This is a genomic window from Brachymonas moutaii (nom. illeg.) (assembly GCF_049977365.1).
Taxonomy (GTDB): domain Bacteria; phylum Pseudomonadota; class Gammaproteobacteria; order Burkholderiales; family Burkholderiaceae_C; genus Brachymonas.
Genome location: NZ_JBNGEN010000007.1, coordinates 1 through 20,687, shown reverse-complemented (window position 1 = coordinate 20,687; position 20,687 = coordinate 1). Strand labels below are relative to the sequence as shown.

Sequence of the window (20,687 nt, the reverse complement as noted above, 5' to 3'; positions counted from 1 at the left end):
AATCACAGGGCCCAGGACCGCAGCAGGCCCCGCATCAGGATGCAGGCTGCACAGCCACAAAGCCGATGCGCGAAAGCCCGGCCTGCTGGGCCAGCCCCATGATGCGAGCCACAGTCCCGTAGGGCACGGTCTGGTCGGCGCGCAGCTGCACCTCGGTGGCAGGCCGGGTCTGCGCCGTCTGCCGCAGGCTCGCGGCCAGCGCGGCCTCGGTGATCTCGGCATCGTTGAGGTAGAGGCGGCCATCGGCCTGCACCGAGATGCGCACGAACGCGGCGTCGGGCGCTGCCTGCCGGGTTCCCTGCGCCTGCGGCAGGTCGAGCGCGATGCGGCTCGCGAGCAGCGGCGCCGTGATGAGCAGAATGGCCACGAGCACCAGCATCACGTCGACGAGCGGCGTCATGTTGATATCGCTCATGGGGCGTTCACGCTCCGGGGTTTCGAACCGTCCGAGAGGCATGGCAACTCCCCCCCTCAGGCCGCTTCGCCGTACAGGGCGAGCAGGTCGTGCGCGAGGCCGTCGAGCTGCTCCACCACGCCCGCGATGAGGCGGCCAAACACGTTGTAGGCCATGACGGAAGGAATGGCCACCAGCAGCCCAAAGGCCGTCATGATGAGCGACTCGCCCACCGGGCCTGCCACCTTGTCGATGCTGAGCGCTCCCGCACCGGCCAGCCCCGTGAGCGCATGGTTGATGCCCCACACCGTGCCCAGCAGCCCGACAAAGGGCGCCGTGGAACCGATCGTGGCCAGCACGATCTGCCCCCACTGCAGCTGGCGACTCGCGGAGCCGAGCGCCTCGCGCAGGCGGCGGGTGAGCCGTGCAGCACGGGACCCTGTGGCCTCCAGCGTGGCCTGCGCCGCCACATCCGGGGCCTGCACGCCATCGAGGAGCGGCAGCACGAGCCGCAGGGGATCATGGGCGCGCACCCCCTGCCATGCGGCGGTGGCATCCGCCGCCTGCCAGTAGGCCGCAATGCTGCGGGGCACGCTGCGGCGGGCGCGCGCCACGAGCCAGCCCTTGTAGACGATGACCACCCAGGTCAGCACAGACATGCACAGCAGCACCACGATGACGCCCCGGCTGACGGCATCGCCCTGCTGCCACAGCGCGACCAGGTTCATGCCGCCGTCCCGGCTCCGTCGCGCAGCCCGAGCACGTCGAACATGTCGTAGAGGCCGCTGGAGCGCCCCGCCAGAAAGCGCACCGCGCGCAGGCTGCCCTGCGCATAGCCGGCACGGCTGCTGGACTTGTGGCTGATCTCGATGCGCTCGCCGGTGCCTGCGAACATCACGGTGTGATCCCCCACGATGTCCCCGCCGCGAATGGTCGAGAAACCGATGGTGGACGGATCGCGCTCGCCGGTGTGGCCATAGCGCTCATAGACGGCGCAGGTCTTGAGATCACGCCCGAGCGCCTCGGCAATCACCTCGCCCATCTTGAGCGCAGTGCCGCTGGGCGCATCGACCTTGTGGCGATGGTGTGCCTCGATGATCTCGATGTCGTAGCCCGTGGACAGGGCCTGGGCGGCCATCTGGAGCAGCTTGAGCGTGACATTCACGCCCACACTCATGTTGGGCGCCATGACGATGGCAATGTCCTGAGCGGCGGCTGCGATCTCGGCCTTCTGTGCGTCCGTGAAGCCGGTGGTGCCGATCACCAGATTCACCCCAGCTGCACGGCAGGCCGCCAGATGCTGCATGGTGCCTTCGGGACGGGTGAAGTCGATGAGGGCCTGCGCCCCCTGCAGCCCCTGCGCCAGGTCGGCGGTGATGGCCACGCCGGAGAGCTGCCCGGTAAAGGCGCTCGCGTCGGTGCCCAGAGTGGGCGAGCCCGCACGGTCGAGTGCGCCGGTGAGCGTGCAGTCATCAGCCTGCATGACAGACTCGATCAGCATGTGGCCCATGCGCCCGGAGGCGCCGGCAATGGCAATGGCATGCCGCCCGGTGGCGGCAGAAGAAGAAAGGCTCACGGGAAAATCCTGCACATGGAAGAGGCGCAGGCAGGCACCCCTGGCACCCGCCTGCACGGGAATGAGAGACGCTGCCCGCCCTTACTGGGGCAGCGGCGGATAGCTGGTCGTGGAAGGGGCCGTCGGCAGCGACGCCGGGGCTGCCGGCTTGTTGTGTGCGGCAAACTGCTCCAGCTGGGCGGGAGAGGCTTCGAGCGAACGCGGCTTGTAGGTGCGCTTGCCACCGATCTCACGGTCGAAGTCCAGCTCGGCCGGCAGGGTATCTGCGCCTTCGACCTTGCTGAGAACATCGCCCTCGAAATACACGGTCAGGGCATAGCGCTGGGGCGCGACGCCCTTGCGGTTCTTGATGGTGAAGACGTAATCCCAGCGGTTCGAGCGGAACATGTCGGTCAGCAGGGGCGTGCCCAGCACCTGCCGCACCGTGGCGCGCGGCATGCCCGGCTGCAGCGCAGCCGCCTGCTCGCGCGAGATGAAGTTGCCCTGGATGACCTCGGGCTTGTAGATGGCGCAGCCGCCGGCAGCCAGCACGGCCCCCAGCGTGCACGCGCATGCCACCGCCTTCGCGGAACGGGACAGACGGTGCCAACGGTTCATAACAGGCATGGTATGCATCCTGACAATAAAGCTATATGATCCGGCACATTGTAGCGGCAGCCCCTGCACTCGCCGCCTTGCCGGACGGGTGGGTTTGTGACCGTTTCCCACATGTCCTGCACGCATTGCCGATTCCCCATTCCGCCCGCATGGACAACATCGAAGAAATCAAGAGCACCGGACTCAAGGCCACCGCCCCGCGGCTGAAGATCCTGGAAGTTTTTCAACAGAGCACACAACGGCACATGAGTGCCGAAGATGTCTTTCGCGTGCTCATGCAGGAAGGATCGGACGTGGGCCTGGCCACCGTCTACCGCGTGCTCACCCAGTTCGAGCAGGCGGGCCTTCTGTGCCGCAGCAGCTTCGACAACGGACGTGCCGTCTACGAGCTCGACCTCGGGCAGCACCACGATCACCTGGTGTGCCTGGACTGCGGCCGGGTCGAGGAATTTGTCGATCCCGCGATCGAGAAGCGCCAGACAGCGATTGCCCGCGAACGTGGATTCGCACTCGCCGACCACGCCCTGAGCCTGTACGCCCACTGCCAGAAGCCCGACTGCCCCCACCGGCCGTCGCACTGACCCCCCACTGGCCCGTGCCCCACCTGGGCCATGCAGGGGGCAGGCCTTGCTGCGCTTTGCAGTTTGCTCACACGACAGTGGCAGAAAAATCACGCTTTCCTGCCGGCTCGGACGGACCCGGATCGCATAGCATGATCGCCATGCAGGCCCATCGGGTGCCGGGACAGTGTGCATCCCGGCCCGGGTCACGTGCCCCATCCGACACGGCCTGACATGCAGGCCGCCTCCTGATCATCCGGGTCACGCATCCGGAGTGCGGGGGTGAGCGCTGCATTTTTTCGTCAAGAAAGCTTTCTGTTCATGCAAGGTCTTCAAGGTTTCACCATTCTGCTGCTCATGCAGGCCGCCGGCGAGGGGCTGGCACGGCTGCTGCATCTTCCACTCCCCGGCCCTGTCATCGGCATGATGCTGCTGCTCCCGAGCCTCGCCTGGCGTCCTCTGCGCGCTCCGGTGCAGGCCTGTGCCGAATTCCTGCTCTCGCATCTGGCGCTGCTGTTCGTGCCGATCAGCGTCGGAGTGGTGAGCCAGCTGCCACTGCTGCAGCAGTACGGTGGGCGCATCGCCATCATCCTGCTCGCCTCCACGGCGCTGGGGCTGGTGGTCACGGCCCTCGTCATGCAGTGGCTGATGCGCGGCACCACTGCCCAGATGGTGCAGGAGGCTGCCCTGCCCCCGGAGACAGGAGCACCCCGTGAATGATTTCGTCCAGTTCTTCACCTATCTGTCGAGCACGCCGCTGTTTGGACTGACGGCCACGCTCGGTGCCTACGTGCTGGCCTCGGCCGTCTACGCAAGGCTCGATGCCAATCCATGGGCCAATCCGGTCCTGTGGTCGGTCGTGGTCCTGATCCTGCTGCTGCTGGTCACGCACACGCCCTATCCCCGGTATTTCGCGGGAGCCCAGTTCATCCACTTTCTGCTGGGGCCGGCCGTGGTGGCCCTGGCCTGGCCCCTGTGGCTGCGGCGCGAAGTGCTGCTGCGCCACATCCGTACCCTGCTGACGGCAGCTGTGCTGGGCGGCATTGCCGGATGCGGCTCGGCCGTGCTCATGGGGTGGGCCATGGGCCTGCCGCCCGACCTGCTGCGCTCGCTCTCGCCCAAGGCCATCACGGCCCCGGTGGCCATGGGCATCGCGCAGTCGATTCACGGTGTGCCTGAACTGACGGCCGTGTTCGTGCTCATCACCGGACTCATCGGAGCCATCGGGGGTTCGTATGTGCTCAACGCCATCGGCGCGCGCGGCTGGGCCGTGCGCGGCTTTGCGCTCGGCGCGCAGTCCCATGGCTTCGGTACTGCGCGGGCCATCTACGTTCACCCTGAAGCCGGCGCCTTTGCTGGCCTCGCACTGGGCATGCAGGCCCTCATCGGCTCCATCCTGATCCCGCTCATCGCCGCCTTCTTTACCTGAGGCGGGCTGGCCCCGGGTCTGCCTGCACGGCACGGCACGGCACGGCACGGCACGGCACGGCACGGCACGGCACGGCACGGCACGGCACGGCACGGCACGGCACGGCACGGCACGGTACGGTACGGCCAAGGGTCTGGGTGAACTGCCCCGGTAAGCAAAGGTTGCGTCGGCAACACATCTGCCGGGGGTTGCCAGGACAGATGTGCCCGGCGTTGCATGCAGTCACCGCTGCCACGCCTGCTGACAAATGCATGTCACATGGCGTTCCTACAATGAAACCGTCCAAACCCCGGGCCCGCACGGCAGCCATCTGCCCGGCCCGATGGCCGCGTTGCCGTGCCGCGGGTTCACTGGATGCACAGTTGCCCGGAGCAGGCTCTCTGCCCTCCGGATGCCAGATATTCCGACCCTCCCCGGTCGTACCGCCGGCACTTCTGCCGTCCGCCAAGGCTCCGACTGCCGCCTCCTCCCTTCCGGAGCGAGCGCGGAGATGCATCCCGATCCCGGTCCACGCCACACGAACGGCCCCATCATCAGGAGACCGCCATGACCATTCCTACCGCTTCCACCCCTGCCCTTCCCCTCACTCCGGCCCAGCGTTTCCGGGCCCGCGCCCGCGCCATGCTGCGCATCACCGCTGCCGCCTGGTGCGCCGGCGGTACGGTGGCCCTGGCCGTGGCCCAGCCGGCACCGCCCGCTCAGCCCGTGCCGATTCCGGCCATGCAGCATCAAGGCTCAGCACAATGGAGCTGCGGCGGCATAGGCATCGACGAATCGACCGCCATGCGCCATGCCATGAAAGACCATGCCCTGTCCCTGCTGATGAGCACCCCCACCGGCGCCTACGATGCCGACGTCCAGATGCGCATTGCCGACAGCCGGGGACGCACCGTGCTCGCCACGCGTGCCGGCGGTCCCCTCTGCCTGATCGATCTGCCACGCGGCCACTACACGGTGCAGGCCACGCAAAAGGGCCAGACCCTGACCCATCCGGTGCATCTGGCAGGCAAGCCCGTGACGGTGCACCTGACCTTCCGCCCCTGATCCTGCCGGGCAGGCAGCATGCCCGGCCATGGCACAGATGTGACAGTCTGTCTCGATGACAGCCATGCCGGAACTTTCCAGACTCTGGAGGATCTTTCCCACATATCCGACAGGACAAGGCTGCGGGAGCCGCTCCCCCCACAAGCCGTCCTGCCGAAGTTTTCAGACACACTTTTTCGCCTGCAGGAAGCAGCCATCTGAAGTATTCTGTGGCTGACCGGCAATCCTGCTGCACTGCAAGGAGAAGCACCATGAACATGCTCCGCCATTTCCTGAAGCGTCCGCTGCTCGGCTTTGGTCTGATCGCACTGGCCTGCATCGCAGCCGTGCTGGTGCAGGTGGTGTGGCTGCGCGGCGAAGGCAGTACCCAGCGCGTTTCCGCCACGGACACCGACAGCAGCCATTCCCGCCATGCCGAGGTGCAGACATGGTGCACCACGGCCTCCGGTGCAGTGGATTTCTGTACCTGAGCTGGGGAGTGTCCCTGCAAGGAGTGGTTCAGGTGCCTGAACCGCTCTCCAGTGCCTGCGCAATGTCCGCAGCCAGCCGTTCCGGCCGCGTCCAGGGGGCGTAGCGGCGCAGCGGATGTCCATCGCGCCCCACCAGAAACTTGGTGAAGTTCCATTTGATGCGCGGCGTTCCCAACACCCCTGGCAGGCTGTGGGTGAGCCACACAAACATCGGATCGGCCTGCGGCCCGTGCACATCGACCTTGGCCATCATCGGGAAGTCCACGCCATGCCGCAAGCTGCAGAATGTGCCGATCTCGTCCGGGGTGCCGGGCTCCTGTCCGGCAAACTGGTTGCAGGGAAACCCGAGCACCACGAACCCCCGCTCGCGGAACTGCCGGTACAGGGCTTCCAGCCCCTCCAGCTGCGGCGTGAATCCACAGTGGCTTGCCGTATTCACCACCAGCACCACCTCACCCGCATGGCGGCTCAGGGGATAGGGATGACCGGACAGATCCAGCGGGGTGAAATCGCTCAGGCAGCTCATGCATCAGCCCTGTGTCGGTTGCAGCAAAAAGAAAAGGAACGCCACATCGGTGCTTGCCCTTCCATCGAACTCATGCCCTCAGTGCGCCGAAACAGCCGCCAGCACAGCCGCCGACATCACCAGCATGCCCCCCAGGGCAGTCTGTGCGGTGAGATGCGCCGCCCCGGCCCAGGCTGAAGAGGTGGTGGCAAACACCACTTCGAGCAGCATGATGAGGGACATGGCATGGGCGGTCAAGCGGGCCGAACCGTACTGCAGGGCCGTGTTGCTGAGCATGAAGGCCGCGCTCGCAGCCAGCACCACCAGCCCCCACTGCGCCGCCAGCGGCGGCAGGGGCGTCACCCCGTAGCGGTGCGTCAGCAGCGCAGCCCCTGCCACCAGCCCTCCCAGCAGGGCACCACCGGCAAACATGGCCCATACACGCGCCAGCGGCGAGTGCCGGACAGCGCTGCGGGACAGCAGCACATTGGTGGCCGCGAACATGAAGCCCCCCACGAGTGCCAGCCCATCGGCCATGCCCGAGGGCAGCGGCAGACGCCACCCCTGCCCTGCAGGCTGCAGCACCAGCGCCACCCCGGCAAGCGCCAGCACGACCCGCACAATGGCCATGGTCGTGGGCCGCTCGCCGAGCAGCCACCAGGCCAGCAGCACCGCCCAGGCCGGCATCAGGTAGAACAGCAGCACCACCCGGATCACGTCGCCGATGGTGATGGCCCAGTTGAAGCAGGTATTGGTGAGCCCCGCCACCACAAGCAGCGCCCACAGATCCGACGGCCGCGCAAACTCCCGCAGCATGGCAGGCCGGACCAGCACGATACCGACGAGCGGCACGCAGTACATCAGCACCGTGGCCCACAGCGGGTGCACCCCCATGCCCTGCAGGACATGAAAGGGCCACCACGACACCCCCCACACCAGCGCATTGAAGACGATGGCAAGAACGGGCAGCAGGTTGGACATGGACAGCGATGGACGGAAGGGTGAAAGTGAAGAAAAAGCCGGTTGCGGGTGCTGCACATGCACCGGTGGGCCAGGTCAGCCACACTCGCTGTGCATCTGCGTGAAACCCTGCCCAGTGCAAACACTGCGCGAGCCGGCAGGGCTGCAGAGCCCCAAGGCCGGCTTTCCAGACAGCGCCCCCGAATCGGATCAGACGCAGTGGCTCTTGTCGCTGCGAGCGATCTCGAGCAGGTTGTCGAGCTCGGCCGCATGGCGCGTGCAATTGTGCGCATACCAGCGCTGAATCAGCCACATCGACAGCGACACCAGCACCCCGAAGATGACGATGGCACCATAGGCCGACAGCCCGCCGCGCGTGGCCAGACTGTAGAGAAAGCCGATGCCCAGGATGCAGGCCTGCTCATTGAAGTTCTGCACTGCAATCGAGCGGCCAGCCCCCATGAGGTTGTGCCCCCGATGCTGCAGCAGCGCATTCATGGGCACCACCAGATAGCCCCCGATGGCCCCCAGCACGATCAGGAAAGGCACCGCCAGCCACAGCTGGTGAATGAACACCATGGCCACCACCAGTACCCCCATGACGATGCCGAGCGGCATCACGCGCGTGGCCTGGTCGAGCCGCATGCGCATCGACGCGAACACCGCCCCGGCAGCGGTGCCGATCGCCACCACCCCCACGAGCCGGGAGGCCTCGGGCACTGCATAGCCGAGCGCCACGGCGGCCCAGGCCAGCACGATGTAGCGCAGATTGCCACTCACCCCCCAGAACAGCGTGGTGCTGGCCAGAGAAATCTGTCCGAGCTTGTCTTCCCAGAGACGCTTGTTGCAGGTCCAGAAGTCGGGCAGCAGGCTCAGCGGATTGGAAGGCATGGGCCGCATGACCGCGCACGTGAGCGGAATGCGCGTGTTGATCGCTGCGGCAATGAAGTAGATGACCCCGATCACGCTGATGGCCGCCTCGGGGGGGGGTATCGACACCGGTGTCGATGAAGGGGAAGTCGAAGTCCAGCAGAGGTTGCGCGATCTGCGGGCTGAGCAGCTGCCCGCCGAACAGCACTCCCAGAATGATGGAAGAGATGGTCAGCCCCTCGATCCAGCCATTGGCCTTGACCAGCTGCGAGGGCGGCAGCAGCTCGGTGAGGATGCCGTACTTGGCCGGCGAATAGGCCGCCGCCCCCAGCCCCACCACCGCATACGCCAGCAGCGGGTGCCCGCCGAACAGCATCATGATGCAGCCGAGCACCTTGATCGCGTTGCTCAGGAACATGACGCGCCCCTTGGGCTGCGAATCGGCAAAGGCCCCCACAAACGGAGCCAGCACCACATAGAACAGGGCAAACACCGGCACCAGGGCAGCCTTCTGCCAGTCTTCGGCGCCTGCTGCCTTGAGCAGGGCAATGGCCGCGATGAACAGGGCGTTGTCGGCCAGCGAGCTGAAGAACTGCGCGGCCATGATGGTATAGAAGCCGCGTTTCATGAAACCGCAGCCCCGCAACTCCGAACGAATAGCATCAGATCACTCAAACACAACCCCTCGCGCCCCTCGGGAACGCTTGTCTCCATCATGGCGCCGCGTCCTTGCACGCGTGCAGTCCATGCCCTGACGGTGCACTGTGTCCGCATGACGGATAGCCGCACCATATCGTAGTATGCGCCATTTCAGGCACTGTCGCCCCGCGCCCCTTCTCCGCCGCCGCAAAACAGGGGTGCACCCCCTGTGGCAGACCCAGGGCCTGTCGCAGGAAACCCACCGTCTGCAGTCCGCCACGCAGGCCAGACACCCACGCGCCCACTCCCGGCAGGAGACGCCCACGCGGTGGGCAGAAGAGGATAATGCCTCCCATCCTCTTTCCTCCTCCGGAATTTCCACCATGCCGCGCCCGATCCATGCCTATGTCCATACCGATGCCCTTTCCCATAACCTGATGCGCTGCCGACAGGCAGCGGGCGAGGCGCGGGTCTGGGCCGTCGTCAAGGCCAATGCCTACGGACACGGCATCGAACGCGCCTACGAGGGTCTGCGCGGTGCGGACGGCTTTGCCCTGCTCGACCTGGACGAGGCCGTGCGTCTGCGCGACCTGGGCTGGCGCGGCCCCATCCAGCTCATCGAAGGCGTGTTCGAGCCCCGCGACCTGGAGCTCTGCTCCCGCCTGGGTCTGTGGCACACCGTGCACAGCGACGAACAGATCGACATGCTGGCCGCCCACAAGACGGTGCAGCCCCACAAGGTCTTCCTCAAGCTCAACACGGGCATGCAGCGCCTGGGATTCAACCCCGACCGCTTCCGTGCCGCCTATGCCCGCGTGCAGGCACTGCCCCAGGTGGAAGATGTGGGCCTGATGACCCACTTTGCCACTGCAGACGTGGCCGTGCCGGGCATTGCACGCGCCTGGGAAATCTTCGAGCGCACCACGGCCGAACTCCCCGGCGAACGCAGCGTGTGCAACAGCGCCGCCCTGCTCCGCCACCCGGAACTGGCCGCCGCCACCGACTGGGTGCGCCCCGGCATTGCCCTCTATGGCAGCAGCCCCGACGTGGATGCACACGACGTGCATCACTGGGATCTGCAGCCCACCATGAGCCTGCGCAGCAAGCTCATCGAGGTGCGCGACCTGCAGCCGGGCGACCAGGTGGGATACGGCGCCCTGTTCACGGCCGATCGTCCCCTGCGCATCGGCGTGGTGGCCTGCGGCTATGCCGATGGCTACCCCCGCACCTGCGGCACCGGCACCCCGGTGCTCGTGGCAGGTCACCGCAGCCGCACCCTCGGCCGCGTCAGCATGGACATGCTGGCAGTGGACCTGACGCCCGACACCACCGACATCCCGGCCGATGCCGTCATCGGCCTGGGCACGGAAGTCACGCTCTGGGGACGTGCCAGCACCGGCGAAGTGCTGCCCATCGACGAGGTGGCCGCCACCGCCGGCACACTGGGCTACGAGCTCATGTGCGCACTGGCGCCCCGGGTGCACGTCAGCGTCACGGACTGAGCCCCTCCGGCCCCCAGCCCGGTTCTACAGCACTCCGGGCCTGCACATCCTGCCGCATCGGTGCCGAAGGTCGAGGCGGCAGAACATGCCGCGTCACAGCCGTCGATGCTGCAGCGCGGGCAGCTGCTCGCGCATTTCCTGCATCACGGCCCAGTCGCAGTCGGCCAGCACCACGCCCTCTCCTTCGGCCAGCTCGCCCGTCACCCGCCCCCAGGGGGTGATGGCCAGCGTCTGCCCCCAGGTTCGCCGCCCGTTGGCATGGCGACCGCCCTGCGCCGGTGCCAGCACCCAGGCCAGATTCTCGATGGCCCGTGCCCGCAGCAGCACCTCCCAGTGAGCCTGCCCGGTGGTGTGGGTGAAAGCGCTCGGCACCAGCAGCAGATCGGCGCGCAGCGCCCGGTACAGCTCGGGAAACCGCAGGTCATAGCAGGTGCTCAGCCCCACCCGCCAGACATGGCCATCGCGCGACGGCAACTCGAAGGCCACCGGCTTCGCCCCCGCCTGCTGCACACGGGATTCGTCGTAGCTCTCGCCTCCCCGCTGAAAGGCGAACAGATGCACCTTGTCGTAGCGGGCCACCTCGCGTCCGTCGGGCGCGTACACGAGCGTGGTGTTCGTCACCCGTGCGGGATCGTCGGTCCGCAGCGGAAGTGTGCCTCCAGCCAGCCAGATCCCCAGTCGGCTGGCCTGTGCACGCAAGAAATCCTGCAGGGGCCCGGCGCCGTGCTCCTCTGCAATGCCCAGCTTGTCCCGGTCACTGTGCCCCATGAGACAGAAATACTCGGGCAGTGCCACCAGCTCGGCCCCGCCCTGCGCGGCCTCCTCGATCAGGCGGGCAGCAGTGTGCACATTGGCGGCGGGCTCGGTGCCGGAAACCATCTGGATGGCAGCAACTTTCATGGAACGCTCCGAAAATCAGGAAAGAAATGGCAACATGCCCACTCTAGCGGCTCCAAGCGCTGCCCGCAGGGGGGGCTGCTCCATGTCCACATACAGAGGAGCACGCATTCCCGCAATCGCGGGCCTTTCCCGGGCTGCCACCGCAGTCGGCATGCAGAAAGACCCTGCGCAAAACCATGCGCCGGGGTCTTGCACACTGCCTCGCACCTCATCCAGAAAAGCAAAAGCCCCGCATGGAAGCGGGGCCCTGTCATGATCGGGTGCACCATGGACCGGGGCCCATGGAAACCGTGTGATCAATAGTTGTTGTCGCGGTCGTCGAAGTTGTGACGACGGCTGGAGCTGTCACGACGGCCACCGTAGGGGCTGCGGAAGCCATCGCCGCCGTTGCCACCATTGCCACCGCCGAAGCCGCCGGCATTGCGACCACCACCGAAGCCGCCTTCGCGGTTGCCACCGCCGAAGCCACCTTCACGACGGCCGTAGCCACCGCCACCGAAGCCGCCTTCGCGACGGGGGGGACGGGGTTCGAGAGGACGAGCCTCGTTGACCACGAGCGGACGGCCGCCCATGTCCTTGCCATGCAGGCCTTCAATGGCGGCCTGTGCCTCGGCATCGCTGCCCATTTCGACGAAGCCGAAACCCTTGGAACGGCCAGTGTCGCGCTCCATCATGACCTTGGCGCTGGTCACGCTGCCGAATTGGCTGAATTCTTGTGCCAGATCGTTGTCGCGCACAGCATAGGGCAGATTGCCCACGTACAGTTTGTTGCCCATAAACGGACTTCTCCAGATAGATCAAATACCAGCGATGTCCGTTTGGGATGCGATTCGAAAACCCACTCTATCACTCTCGCAAATCAATCACCGCAGTCATATGGCCGACCTGCCTGCCGGCACAGAAACCGGCGCGACAGAGTGTCATCCATACGCGGCTCATTATCGGCCAGATATGTGACTCGCGGATGCCCCGTGCGCCTGAAAACCCCGGGTTTTCTGCGCGCCTTCATCACAAAAGCAACGGCGCTGTGCGCTTTGTTCTTCCCGCGCCACACTGCCCCGCCCCGGGGCAGCACGCGCGCCGCAGGTGGGGGACTGCGGCGGCAGCACGCCTTACCAGCTCGTTTCGCGGTCCGGAGTGGAGGAAATGCGGTGGATGCTCAGGTCTGCGCCATCGAACTCTTCCTCCTGGCCCAGCCGAATGCCCACGGTCTTCTTGAGCACCCCATAGACCACCAGACCCGAGCAGACCGCCCACGCCACGCCCATGAGGCTGCCGATGAGCTGAGCCCCGAACGACACCCCGCCGATGCCTCCCAGCATGCGCTGCCCGAAGATGCCGGCTGCAATGCCGCCCCACAGGCCGCACAGGCCGTGCAGGGGCCACACGCCCAGGACATCGTCGATGCGCAGGCGGTTCTGCGTCAGGGTGAATGCCTTGACGAACAGGGCGCCTGCCACGCCACCGACCACCAGGGCGCCCAGCGGGTGCATGAGATCGGAGCCGGCACACACCGCCACCAGTCCGGCGAGGGGGCCATTGTGGACAAAGCCGGGGTCGTTGCGCCCGACCACGAGTGCTGCGAGCGTGCCGCCCACCATGGCCATGAGGCTGTTGACTGCCACCAGCCCGCTCATCCTGTCGATCATCTGGGCGCTCATGACGTTGAAGCCAAACCACCCGACGATGAGAATCCACGAGCCCAGCGCCAGGAAGGGAATGCTGGAAGGCGGATGGGCCGACATGGCGCCGTCCTTGCGATAGCGGTTGTGGCGCGCCCCGAGCAGCAGCACGGCCGGCAGGGCCACCCAGCCACCGAAGGCGTGCACCACAATGCTGCCTGCGAAGTCATGGAACTCGGCTCCGGTGACCTGCCTGAGCCAGGCCTGCAGCCCCAGATGCTGGTTCCAGGCCACGCCCTCGAAGAAGGGGTAGCAGAACCCCACCAGCACCGCCGTGGCCATGAGCTGGGGCCAGAAGCGCGAGCGCTCGGCGATGCCCCCTGAAATGATGGCGGGAATGGCGGCCGCAAAGGTGAGCAGGAAGAAGAACCGCACCAGCTCATAGCCATTGGCTGCCGCCAGCGCGTCGGCATGAACGAAGAAATGGGTGCCATAGGCCACCCCGTAGCCCACCAGAAAATACACCACGGTGGACACACTGAAATCGACCAGGATCTTCACCAGCGCATTGACCTGGTTCTTGCGCCGCACGGTGCCGAGCTCCAGAAAGGCAAAGCCTGCATGCATGGCCAATACCATGATCGCGCCCAGCAGAATGAACAGCGCATCGACGCCCTGTTTAGGTGCAAACGTCCCCATTATTGAACACACTCCCTTTTGAGAAAACACTGCATCGCCATATTTCGCACTGATGAGGTGCGTATCACGAGATGCTTTTGCGAACACCAGGAAACTTTCTGATCTAAAGCCCCAAAGCGCACCGGAATAAGCACAAACTGTGCCAATGAGGTGCGCTTCGCGTATGCCATGATGGTGCATCACCCTCAATTGGTGCGCAGCGGCCGGGGGCCGGCCCGCGTGCGCTGCCATCGGCAGGCCGGTTCTCCACGCGGGGGGACTTCTTGCTATACTGGTTCCGAGTCAGCGCCGATTTGCTTCCAGCTTGCGGGCGCGTTACAAGTTCAGCTAAAACGGAGCACTGGCAAACCCGGCGTCCCGTTGCGGCTCCGGGTTTTTTTGTTCCAGTTTTCTTTGCGATGTCCCTGATAGCCATTCCCCAGACCATGCACTTTGCGGAGCCCCTGTCTCTGCAGAGTGGCGCCAGCATCCACGACTACACCCTGGCCTACGAGACCTACGGCACCCTCAACGCCGACAGGAGCAACGCCGTCCTGATCTGCCACGCGCTCAATGCCTCCCACCATGTGGCGGGCGTGTATGCGGACGATCCCAAGAACGTGGGCTGGTGGGACAACATGATCGGCCCCGGCAAGTCGGTCGATACCGACCGCTTCTTCGTGATCGGAGTCAACAATCTCGGCTCCTGCTTCGGCAGCACGGGGCCGCGCGACCCCAATCCCGATGCGCCGCCGGACAGCCCCCGCACGCGCTACGGGGCGGACTTTCCGGTCATGACGGTGGAAGACTGGGTCCATGCCCAGGCCCGGCTGCTCGATGCACTGGGCATCACGCAGCTCGCGGCGGTGATGGGCGGGAGCCTGGGCGGCATGCAGACCCTGAGCTGGACGCTGCAGTATCCCGAGCGGGTGCGCCATGCGGTGGTGATCGCAAGCGCCCCCAACCTGTCGGCCGAGAACATCGCCTTCAACGAGGTGGCGCGGCGCGCCATCGTGACGGACCCGGATTTTCACGGCGGCCACTACTACGAACACGACGTGGTGCCGGCGCGCGGGCTGCGCATTGCCCGCATGATCGGGCACATCACCTATCTGTCCGACGACGTGATGAACGCCAAGTTCGGCCGCGAGCTGCGCGACGCCGTGACCGACAACGCCACGGGCTACAAGTACAGCACCCAGGACATCGAGTTCCAGATCGAGAGCTACCTGCGGCACCAGGGCGACAAGTTCAGCCGCTACTTCGACGCCAATACCTACCTGCTCATCACGCGCGCCCTGGACTACTTCGATCCGGCCCGGCGCTTCGACGGCGACCTCACCCGCACGATGGCGCAGGCCCGGGCCGGCTTCCTGCTGGTGAGCTTCAGCACGGACTGGCGCTTTTCCCCGGCGCGCAGCCGCGAGATCGTGAAGGCCCTGCTCGACAACGGCCGTGACGTGACCTATGCAGAGATCGACGCGCCCCACGGGCACGACGCCTTCCTGCTCAACGACCCGCGCTACCTGGCTCTGGTGCGCGCGTATTTCGACAAAGAGGTGGCAGCATGAGCGGCGGACTGGTCAATGTGAAGGCCGTGGCGGCCCTGGTGCCCGAAGGCTCGCGCGTGCTCGATCTGGGCTGCGGACGCGGCGAACTGCTGGCCTACCTGCAGCAGCACAAGGGCTGCTCGGGCTACGGCGTGGAGCTCGACGATGCCAATGTGCTGGCCTGCGTCCAGCGCGGCGTCAACGTGCTGCAGCTCAACCTCGATCAGGGGTTGTCGGTGTTTGCCAACGACATGTTCGACGTGGTGCTCCAGATCGACACGCTGCAGCATCTGCGCAATGCCGAGACCATGCTGCGCGAGACGGTGCGCGTCGGGCGCATGGGCATCATCGCGTTTCCGAACTTTGCCCACTGGGCCAACCGCCTGTCGGTGCTGCGCGGACGCATGCCGGTGAACCGCCGCATGCCCTACGAGTGGTACGACACGCCCAACATCCGGGTGGGCACCTATGCCGACTTTGGCATCATGGCGGCCCGCAACCACCTGCGCGTGCTCGACAGCTTTGGGCTCAACGAAGCGCGCGTGGTGCGCCACCTGCCCAACCTGCTCGCCCCCACTGCCGTGTACCAGGTGGCGCGCGGCACGCCACGCTGAGGGGCGCTGTCCGGGGCCATCACCCGGGAGCCGCCCACGCGCTCACTGGAAGGCCACTTCCTGAAAGCTGCGCAGCTTGCGGCTGTGCAGCTGCCCCGTGGCACGCTGGCGCAGCAGCTCAAGCGCCTTGATGCCGATGCGCAGATGCTGGTCGACCCGCTCGCGGTAGAAGCGGTCGGCCATGCCGGGGAGCTTGATCTCGCCATGCATGGGCTTGTCGCTCACGCACAGCAGGGTGCCGTAGGGCACGCGAAAACGAAACCCGTTGGCGGCCACGGTGGCGCTTTCCATGTCGATGGCCACGGCCCGGCTCTGGCTGAAGCGGCGGGCCGGCGTGTTCTGCGCGTCCAGCTCCCAGTTGCGGTTGTCGGTGGTGGCCACGGTACCGGTGCGCAGCACGGCCTTGAGGTCGTCCCCTTCCAGCCGCGTCACCTCCGCCACGGCCTGCTGCAGGGCCTGCTGGATCTCGGCCAGAGCCGGCACGGGCACCCACAGGGGCAGATCGTCGTCGAGCACATGGTCGTCACGGACATAGCCGTGGGCGAGCACGTAGTCGCCCAGAGTCTGGCTGTTGCGCAGCCCCGCGCAGTGCCCGAGCATGAGCCAGGCATGGGGGCGCAGCACGGCCACATGGTCGGTCATGGTCTTGGCGTTGCTCGGGCCCACGCCGATGTTGACCATGGTGATGCCCTCGTGGCCAGGACGCACCAGGTGATAGGCCGGCATCTGCGGCAGCCGCTGCGGGTGCGTGCCCTGCACGAAGCCTTCGGGCGGCTGGCCTCCGGCCGCGTGGGTGACCACATTGCCCGGCTCCACAAAGGCGGTGTAGCCACTCTCGGGGTCCTGCACGGCGGCGTGCCCCAGGCGGATGAACTCGTCGATGTAGAACTGATAGTTGGTGAACAGCACGTAGTTCTGGAAATGGCCGGCATCGGTCCCGCTGTAGTGGCGCAGGCGCTGCAGCGAATAATCCACACGCGGCGCCGTGAACAGCGACAGCGGATGCGCCGCCGAGCCGTGGGGCTGCCAGGTGCCGTTGGCGATGCGGTCGTCCATGCTCGACAGGTCGGGCCAGTCGAAGGTGGTGTGCATGCGCTCGCGCAGAGTGGCATCGAGCGTGCCCTGCAGCGCCTCGTGCGGATCGAGCGCAAAGTGCAGCGCAATGGGCTGGTGGCTGGTGGCGATCTCCAGCGGCACCCCATGGTTGGCCAGCAACAGCGCGAACTGCGTGCGGTAGTAGTCGGCAAACAGAAAGGGATCGGACAGCGTGGTCTCGTACACCCCCGGCTGCGCCACAAAGCCAAAGGCCGAGTGGCTCTCGCCCCGCGGATGCACGGTAGGCACCACCGTGCGAATGCGCACCAGCGGATAGTGCGCCCGCACCGGCCAGGGCAGACTCCCCTCTTCCAGAAACCGCCTGAACCCCGCCCGCAGATGGTCGATGGCCTCCTGATAGATCGTCTGCACCTGGCGCAGCGCAGCATCAGGATCGGTATGGAGCTGGGGCGCCTGAAACGGCGGCGTGAGCGGTTGCTGGGTCATGCACCCCATTGTACGAAGCGCGCGTGGCAGGGGGATGACTGGGGCGGTGGGGGGCTGCCTCTTGTTTTTCCTTTTTCCGGGTCTTTGGAGACCGGCAACAGCCCAAACATGCGCTGGTCAGGCCACGACCGTCTGACTTAAATCAACTGGCCTCCGCGAATCCCGGAGTGATTCAATTACATGGTGATCACAGGACCACTTTGGCTGCGGCTTTGCTCTTGTGTCTGAGCCCGGGCGACCTGCACGTTCTGCATTTGGGCCAGACTGTCCTGTACGGGTGTCTGGGTGGCCTGTGCCACGTCTACGGTGGCTGTGCTGGTGTAAGGGTTGCGCTCTGCCTTGACGGGATCATCTACCAGAGCCAGGGTTTTGCCTTTGTGCTCGAAGCTTTCCACCTCTGTCATGCCAGAGATGTCCTTGCCGGTCTTCAGGCATTCCAGACACAAGGCTGCGGTAATGCGGGCGCGTTCGGTATCCGTGTGGTGTGCCAGATCAGGGCTGTTGTTGACCAGGTTGTTGAGGGCAACGATGGAACGGTTAGGGTGATTGGCCAGGGTGTCTACTTCGCTGGCCTCTGACCTTTGTTGCGGACGATCGGCCCGGGGTTCTGGCGTGGCAGGCGTGGGCCTGGATTCGATTGTCTGGCTGCGTGTGCCATCCGCATTGACATGCGCACGGTGGCCCAACTTGTCGAATTCTGTGGTTTTATAGAAAGACCGGTGCTGCGCAGAGTTGTGCACCAAACTCATGTCGGGTGCCTGTGGCACTTCCCGATGCTGCAGAAACGGCTTGTCCGACAGCTTGTTGAGAAAGTCAGTCATGGTGTTCTGGCTACGCGCCGACAGCCCGTCATGCGCATAGCTGCCACCAATATCGCTGTGCGCCCCGCCCACCGTAGCGTTGACGAAGCGTCCGTTCGCTGAAACACCAGGGGCAATGATATCGGTAGACTTGAACAGATCGCGCCGCTCGTGCTGTGCCGTCAGTTGCAGACCCGCCTCTACCGACGTGGGCAGGAGGGCATTTTGCCGCTCCATCACGCCTGTATTGACCGGGTCGTACAAGGCAGCAGCCATGCGCACATGGCCGGGTTCGACCAAAGGGGGCTTGGTGAATTCTAGGCTTTTGATGGTGCCGTCGGGGTTGTAGTGAGGTTTTGTGCTGCTATAGCTTTGAATACCACGTTCTTCTATCATTCGAGTGAATAAAGTGGCTTCTACGGCACCACGGCTAAAGCCCATGCTGGCCACGCTGATCTCAGCCTGTGGATCAGCTGCCTTCCACTCTTCCGCCTGTTTGATGAACTTCCGGTACATGCTCTCCAGATGCGCCTGGTAAGTTGATCCACGAATGCTGTCTACCACTCCGGTGAGGCCGCCTTGGGTGCCTACGCCGGGTTCGTAACCAGCACGTATCTGATTTTGAGACTCTGAAGAATCAAAAATCTGCTGGTACTGCTCCGCCACATTGGTCATCTTCTCACCGGCTGCCACATGGTTCATGTCATTGCCAGTGCCGTCGAAGCAGGGAACATACAAACGTGTATGCGGGTCTTTGCTGCTGACCAGTAGTGGCATCTGCATCTGCGCAACAGTCTGGCTAGCCTGAGTGTGGCTGTCGATGACGGAGGCATCAGCCACCCAGGTATCTACACCGTCATCACGAGGGCCGGGAGTTTGATTGGTTGCCATGCCGCACCTCGCTTAAAAGGTCTGGCTGTAGGCCAGGGTTAGCTCATTTTTGGTATAGCTGTATTTATTACCAGGAATTTGCTCACGATTGGTATTGATGGATGCCAGCATGTACACCTTGATTGTCCGATCATCAACTACTAGTACTATCGTAGGATCGTCGGAAGACGCCATAGGATTGTCTTGAAAAGCAAATTCACGCAAAGGCAAGTGGTGAATGATTCGCTCATCCTTGAAGATTTTGCCGATATCAATCTCTGCGGAATGGGATGTACCGTCCTTGGAGCGCCACGTCACCTTGGCGGGGGTAGGAAAGTTTTTGATGTTGATATGCCCGCCTCCTCCTGCCAGCTTCAACCCACTCTCGCCTCCCCATTGTGCAAAAGAGAGTGTTTTTTCATTTGGTTCATCGTTGGGAACAGCGAGTCCGGCATAGGTGACTTTGCAGCCATAGGTATCAAAGCACAAGCCTCTAAACGAATGAAACTTGAAATGCAGCACAGGAATGGAATTAGGGTCTGCCACAGCGGTAGTTGTGCCTGAAGTGGACAAAGATGGCGTTTGTTGGTTCATTTGGCATCCAGATAGAAAAAGTGGGCCGACAATCGACAGGCTCAAAAGCGTGGATTGAAAAAATAGCCGTTTGCGCTTCATGTCACCCTCGTGCGTGTGCTATTGAAAAACATAATTTCTTTAATTCAATATAATTCATATTACACAAAGAAAGTATTGTTGTAAAAAAATTTTTCTTCCTGTCCAGCACATGGTTCATCGCATTGCCAGTGCCCTCAAAGCAAGGGCGACATGCAGGCGAGCATGTGGATCTGTGCTGCTGACTAACTGCGGCACCTGCATCTGCGCAACAATTTGCTGCGACTGCGTGTGGCTGTTGATGACTGTGGCATCTGCCACCCAGGTGTCTAAACCGCCATCACGAGAGCAGGGGTTTGATCGGTTGTCATGCGCGGCCTCGCTTAGAAGGTCTGGCTGTAGGCCAGGGTCAGGTAGTAATTCATATTGACTTCGCTCAACATGTACACCTTGATAGTCCTGTCGTCCACGATAAGCAAGATGGTTACATCTCTACCGGTGGTCTCTGGGGAGTGCGGAAAATCCCGCAAAGGCAAGTGGTGAATGATTCGCTCATCCTTGAAGATTTTTCCGATATCGATCTCTGCAGAATGGGATGTACCGTCCTTGGAGCGCCAGGTCACCTTGGCGGGTGCAGGGAAATTTTTGATGTTGATGTGCCCTCCGAATGCCCGTTTCAATGCATTCTCACCTTCGTTACCGCTCCATTCCGCAAATGATAATCTTTTCTTGTTTGATGCGTCGTTCGGTACTGTTAGCCCCGCATAAACGACCTTGCAGCCGTATGTGTCAAAGCAAAGTGCGTTAAAGCTATGAAACTTGAAGTGCAACACAGGGACTGAATCGGGGTTAGCCGCAGCGGTAGCGGCGTTTGATAGGGTCGAAGATGGAGTTTGCTGGTTCATTTGACATCCGGATAGAAAAGACAGACCGGCAATCGACAGGCTCAAAAT

21 protein-coding genes and 1 pseudogene are annotated in these 20,687 nt (G+C 64.1%); 8 read left to right on the top strand and 14 right to left on the bottom strand.

Features of this window, described 5'->3' with window-relative positions:
• Window positions 1–34: 34 nt before the first annotated feature.
• The 4 genes from ACP2WS_RS08760 to ACP2WS_RS08745 all read right to left on the bottom strand — a co-directional run bounded on the left by ACP2WS_RS08760 (window position 35) and on the right by ACP2WS_RS08745 (window position 2,576).
• On the bottom strand, window positions 35–415 hold the full coding sequence (locus tag ACP2WS_RS08760; RefSeq protein ID WP_426460437.1) for an ExbD/TolR family protein: 381 nt from the start codon (window positions 413–415) through the stop codon (window positions 35–37).
• A 56-nt stretch (window positions 416–471) separates the two neighbouring features.
• The gene (locus tag ACP2WS_RS08755; protein ID WP_426460436.1) at window positions 472–1,122 is read right to left on the bottom strand and encodes a MotA/TolQ/ExbB proton channel family protein; all 651 of its coding nucleotides are present in this window, start codon (window positions 1,120–1,122) and stop codon (window positions 472–474) included.
• The gene (dapB, locus tag ACP2WS_RS08750) at window positions 1,119–1,970 is read right to left on the bottom strand and encodes a 4-hydroxy-tetrahydrodipicolinate reductase (protein WP_426460435.1); all 852 of its coding nucleotides are present in this window, start codon (window positions 1,968–1,970) and stop codon (window positions 1,119–1,121) included. The genes ACP2WS_RS08755 and dapB overlap by 4 nt, the downstream gene beginning before the upstream one ends.
• 81 nt (window positions 1,971–2,051) lie before the next feature.
• Window positions 2,052–2,576 (bottom strand): outer membrane protein assembly factor BamE, encoded by a 525-nt coding sequence (locus ACP2WS_RS08745; protein WP_374491807.1) that lies wholly within the window; start codon window positions 2,574–2,576, stop codon window positions 2,052–2,054.
• 140 nt (window positions 2,577–2,716) lie between these two features.
• Here ACP2WS_RS08745 and fur point away from each other — a divergent pair, with 140 nt between their 5' ends.
• From fur to ACP2WS_RS08720, 5 genes are all read left to right on the top strand, one after another.
• A complete protein-coding gene (fur, locus tag ACP2WS_RS08740) occupies window positions 2,717–3,148 on the top strand; it encodes a ferric iron uptake transcriptional regulator (protein WP_426460434.1) in 432 nt (143 codons plus the stop codon).
• A gap of 300 nt (window positions 3,149–3,448) precedes the next feature.
• A complete protein-coding gene (locus ACP2WS_RS08735; protein ID WP_426460433.1) occupies window positions 3,449–3,847 on the top strand; it encodes a CidA/LrgA family protein in 399 nt (132 codons plus the stop codon).
• Window positions 3,840–4,556 (top strand): LrgB family protein, encoded by a 717-nt coding sequence (locus ACP2WS_RS08730; RefSeq protein ID WP_426460432.1) that lies wholly within the window; start codon window positions 3,840–3,842, stop codon window positions 4,554–4,556. The genes ACP2WS_RS08735 and ACP2WS_RS08730 overlap by 8 nt, the downstream gene beginning before the upstream one ends.
• 546 nt (window positions 4,557–5,102) lie before the next feature.
• Window positions 5,103–5,600: a carboxypeptidase regulatory-like domain-containing protein gene (locus ACP2WS_RS08725; RefSeq protein WP_426460431.1), complete on the top strand. Its 498-nt coding sequence runs from the start codon at window positions 5,103–5,105 to the stop codon at window positions 5,598–5,600.
• A gap of 251 nt (window positions 5,601–5,851) precedes the next feature.
• Window positions 5,852–6,070: a hypothetical protein gene (locus ACP2WS_RS08720; RefSeq protein ID WP_374491812.1), complete on the top strand. Its 219-nt coding sequence runs from the start codon at window positions 5,852–5,854 to the stop codon at window positions 6,068–6,070.
• A gap of 28 nt (window positions 6,071–6,098) precedes the next feature.
• On the opposite strand, the gene ACP2WS_RS08715 is transcribed toward ACP2WS_RS08720, so the two are convergent.
• The 3 genes and pseudogenes from ACP2WS_RS08715 to lplT form a co-directional block, all read right to left on the bottom strand.
• On the bottom strand, window positions 6,099–6,596 hold the full coding sequence (locus ACP2WS_RS08715; RefSeq protein WP_426460430.1) for a glutathione peroxidase: 498 nt from the start codon (window positions 6,594–6,596) through the stop codon (window positions 6,099–6,101).
• A 78-nt stretch (window positions 6,597–6,674) separates the two neighbouring features.
• A complete protein-coding gene (locus tag ACP2WS_RS08710; protein WP_426460428.1) occupies window positions 6,675–7,556 on the bottom strand; it encodes a DMT family transporter in 882 nt (293 codons plus the stop codon).
• 189 nt (window positions 7,557–7,745) lie between these two features.
• Window positions 7,746–9,033 (bottom strand): annotated as a pseudogene (lplT, locus tag ACP2WS_RS08705) (lysophospholipid transporter LplT).
• Between the two features lie 394 nt (window positions 9,034–9,427).
• Between lplT and alr the strand changes: the two are divergent.
• On the top strand, window positions 9,428–10,546 hold the full coding sequence (gene alr, locus ACP2WS_RS08700; RefSeq protein ID WP_426460427.1) for an alanine racemase: 1,119 nt from the start codon (window positions 9,428–9,430) through the stop codon (window positions 10,544–10,546).
• 93 nt (window positions 10,547–10,639) lie between these two features.
• On the opposite strand, the gene ACP2WS_RS08695 is transcribed toward alr, so the two are convergent.
• The 3 genes from ACP2WS_RS08695 to ACP2WS_RS08685 form a co-directional block, all read right to left on the bottom strand.
• Complete coding sequence (locus ACP2WS_RS08695; RefSeq protein WP_426460426.1) at window positions 10,640–11,446, bottom strand: carbon-nitrogen hydrolase family protein; 807 nt, start codon at window positions 11,444–11,446, stop codon at window positions 10,640–10,642.
• Window positions 11,447–11,742: 296 nt separating this feature from the next.
• Window positions 11,743–12,222: an RNA recognition motif domain-containing protein gene (locus ACP2WS_RS08690; protein ID WP_374491818.1), complete on the bottom strand. Its 480-nt coding sequence runs from the start codon at window positions 12,220–12,222 to the stop codon at window positions 11,743–11,745.
• Window positions 12,223–12,558: 336 nt separating this feature from the next.
• On the bottom strand, window positions 12,559–13,767 hold the full coding sequence (locus tag ACP2WS_RS08685) for an ammonium transporter (protein WP_426460425.1): 1,209 nt from the start codon (window positions 13,765–13,767) through the stop codon (window positions 12,559–12,561).
• 398 nt (window positions 13,768–14,165) lie between these two features.
• On the opposite strand from ACP2WS_RS08685, the gene metX reads away from it, so the two are divergent.
• Together metX and metW are read left to right on the top strand one after the other, a co-directional pair.
• Window positions 14,166–15,317: a homoserine O-succinyltransferase MetX gene (metX, locus tag ACP2WS_RS08680; RefSeq protein ID WP_426460424.1), complete on the top strand. Its 1,152-nt coding sequence runs from the start codon at window positions 14,166–14,168 to the stop codon at window positions 15,315–15,317.
• Entirely contained in the window at window positions 15,314–15,910 is a 597-nt protein-coding gene (gene metW, locus ACP2WS_RS08675) for a methionine biosynthesis protein MetW (RefSeq protein WP_426460423.1), read from the top strand. The genes metX and metW overlap by 4 nt, the downstream gene beginning before the upstream one ends.
• Before the next feature lie 42 nt (window positions 15,911–15,952).
• On the opposite strand, the gene ACP2WS_RS08670 is transcribed toward metW, so the two are convergent.
• The 4 genes from ACP2WS_RS08670 to ACP2WS_RS08655 all read right to left on the bottom strand — a co-directional run.
• Window positions 15,953–17,452 carry an AMP nucleosidase gene (locus ACP2WS_RS08670; RefSeq protein WP_426460421.1) on the bottom strand — a complete coding sequence of 500 codons (1,500 nt, stop codon included), beginning with the start codon at window positions 17,450–17,452 and terminating at the stop codon, window positions 15,953–15,955.
• Between the two features lie 176 nt (window positions 17,453–17,628).
• Entirely contained in the window at window positions 17,629–19,143 is a 1,515-nt protein-coding gene (locus tag ACP2WS_RS08665) for a phospholipase effector Tle1 domain-containing protein (RefSeq protein WP_426460420.1), read from the bottom strand.
• A gap of 12 nt (window positions 19,144–19,155) precedes the next feature.
• Entirely contained in the window at window positions 19,156–19,797 is a 642-nt protein-coding gene (locus ACP2WS_RS08660) for a hypothetical protein (RefSeq protein WP_426460419.1), read from the bottom strand.
• 320 nt (window positions 19,798–20,117) lie between these two features.
• A partial coding sequence (locus ACP2WS_RS08655; protein WP_426460418.1) for a hypothetical protein occupies window positions 20,118–20,687 on the bottom strand: 570 nt, incomplete at its 5' end.

What these genes read in the sequence shown, in the direction of transcription:
- metW (WP_426460423.1), top strand. Translation starts at nt 15,314, where the DNA reads ATGAGCGGCGGACTGGTCAATGTGAAGGCCGTGGCGGCCCTGGTGCCC.
- ACP2WS_RS08660 (WP_426460419.1), bottom strand. Translation starts at nt 19,797, where the DNA reads ATGAAGCGCAAACGGCTATTTTTTCAATCCACGCTTTTGAGCCTGTCG.
- ACP2WS_RS08690 (WP_374491818.1), bottom strand. Translation starts at nt 12,222, where the DNA reads ATGGGCAACAAACTGTACGTGGGCAATCTGCCCTATGCTGTGCGCGAC.
- fur (WP_426460434.1), top strand. Translation starts at nt 2,717, where the DNA reads ATGGACAACATCGAAGAAATCAAGAGCACCGGACTCAAGGCCACCGCC.
- ACP2WS_RS08735 (WP_426460433.1), top strand. Translation starts at nt 3,449, where the DNA reads ATGCAAGGTCTTCAAGGTTTCACCATTCTGCTGCTCATGCAGGCCGCC.
- ACP2WS_RS08760 (WP_426460437.1), bottom strand. Translation starts at nt 415, where the DNA reads ATGAGCGATATCAACATGACGCCGCTCGTCGACGTGATGCTGGTGCTC.
- ACP2WS_RS08720 (WP_374491812.1), top strand. Translation starts at nt 5,852, where the DNA reads ATGAACATGCTCCGCCATTTCCTGAAGCGTCCGCTGCTCGGCTTTGGT.
- ACP2WS_RS08665 (WP_426460420.1), bottom strand. Translation starts at nt 19,143, where the DNA reads ATGGCAACCAATCAAACTCCCGGCCCTCGTGATGACGGTGTAGATACC.
- alr (WP_426460427.1), top strand. Translation starts at nt 9,428, where the DNA reads ATGCCGCGCCCGATCCATGCCTATGTCCATACCGATGCCCTTTCCCAT.
- ACP2WS_RS08685 (WP_426460425.1), bottom strand. Translation starts at nt 13,767, where the DNA reads ATGGGGACGTTTGCACCTAAACAGGGCGTCGATGCGCTGTTCATTCTG.
- ACP2WS_RS08745 (WP_374491807.1), bottom strand. Translation starts at nt 2,576, where the DNA reads ATGCCTGTTATGAACCGTTGGCACCGTCTGTCCCGTTCCGCGAAGGCG.
- ACP2WS_RS08695 (WP_426460426.1), bottom strand. Translation starts at nt 11,446, where the DNA reads ATGAAAGTTGCTGCCATCCAGATGGTTTCCGGCACCGAGCCCGCCGCC.
- ACP2WS_RS08755 (WP_426460436.1), bottom strand. Translation starts at nt 1,122, where the DNA reads ATGAACCTGGTCGCGCTGTGGCAGCAGGGCGATGCCGTCAGCCGGGGC.
- ACP2WS_RS08710 (WP_426460428.1), bottom strand. Translation starts at nt 7,556, where the DNA reads ATGTCCAACCTGCTGCCCGTTCTTGCCATCGTCTTCAATGCGCTGGTG.
- ACP2WS_RS08725 (WP_426460431.1), top strand. Translation starts at nt 5,103, where the DNA reads ATGACCATTCCTACCGCTTCCACCCCTGCCCTTCCCCTCACTCCGGCC.
- ACP2WS_RS08670 (WP_426460421.1), bottom strand. Translation starts at nt 17,452, where the DNA reads ATGACCCAGCAACCGCTCACGCCGCCGTTTCAGGCGCCCCAGCTCCAT.
- metX (WP_426460424.1), top strand. Translation starts at nt 14,166, where the DNA reads ATGTCCCTGATAGCCATTCCCCAGACCATGCACTTTGCGGAGCCCCTG.
- ACP2WS_RS08715 (WP_426460430.1), bottom strand. Translation starts at nt 6,596, where the DNA reads ATGAGCTGCCTGAGCGATTTCACCCCGCTGGATCTGTCCGGTCATCCC.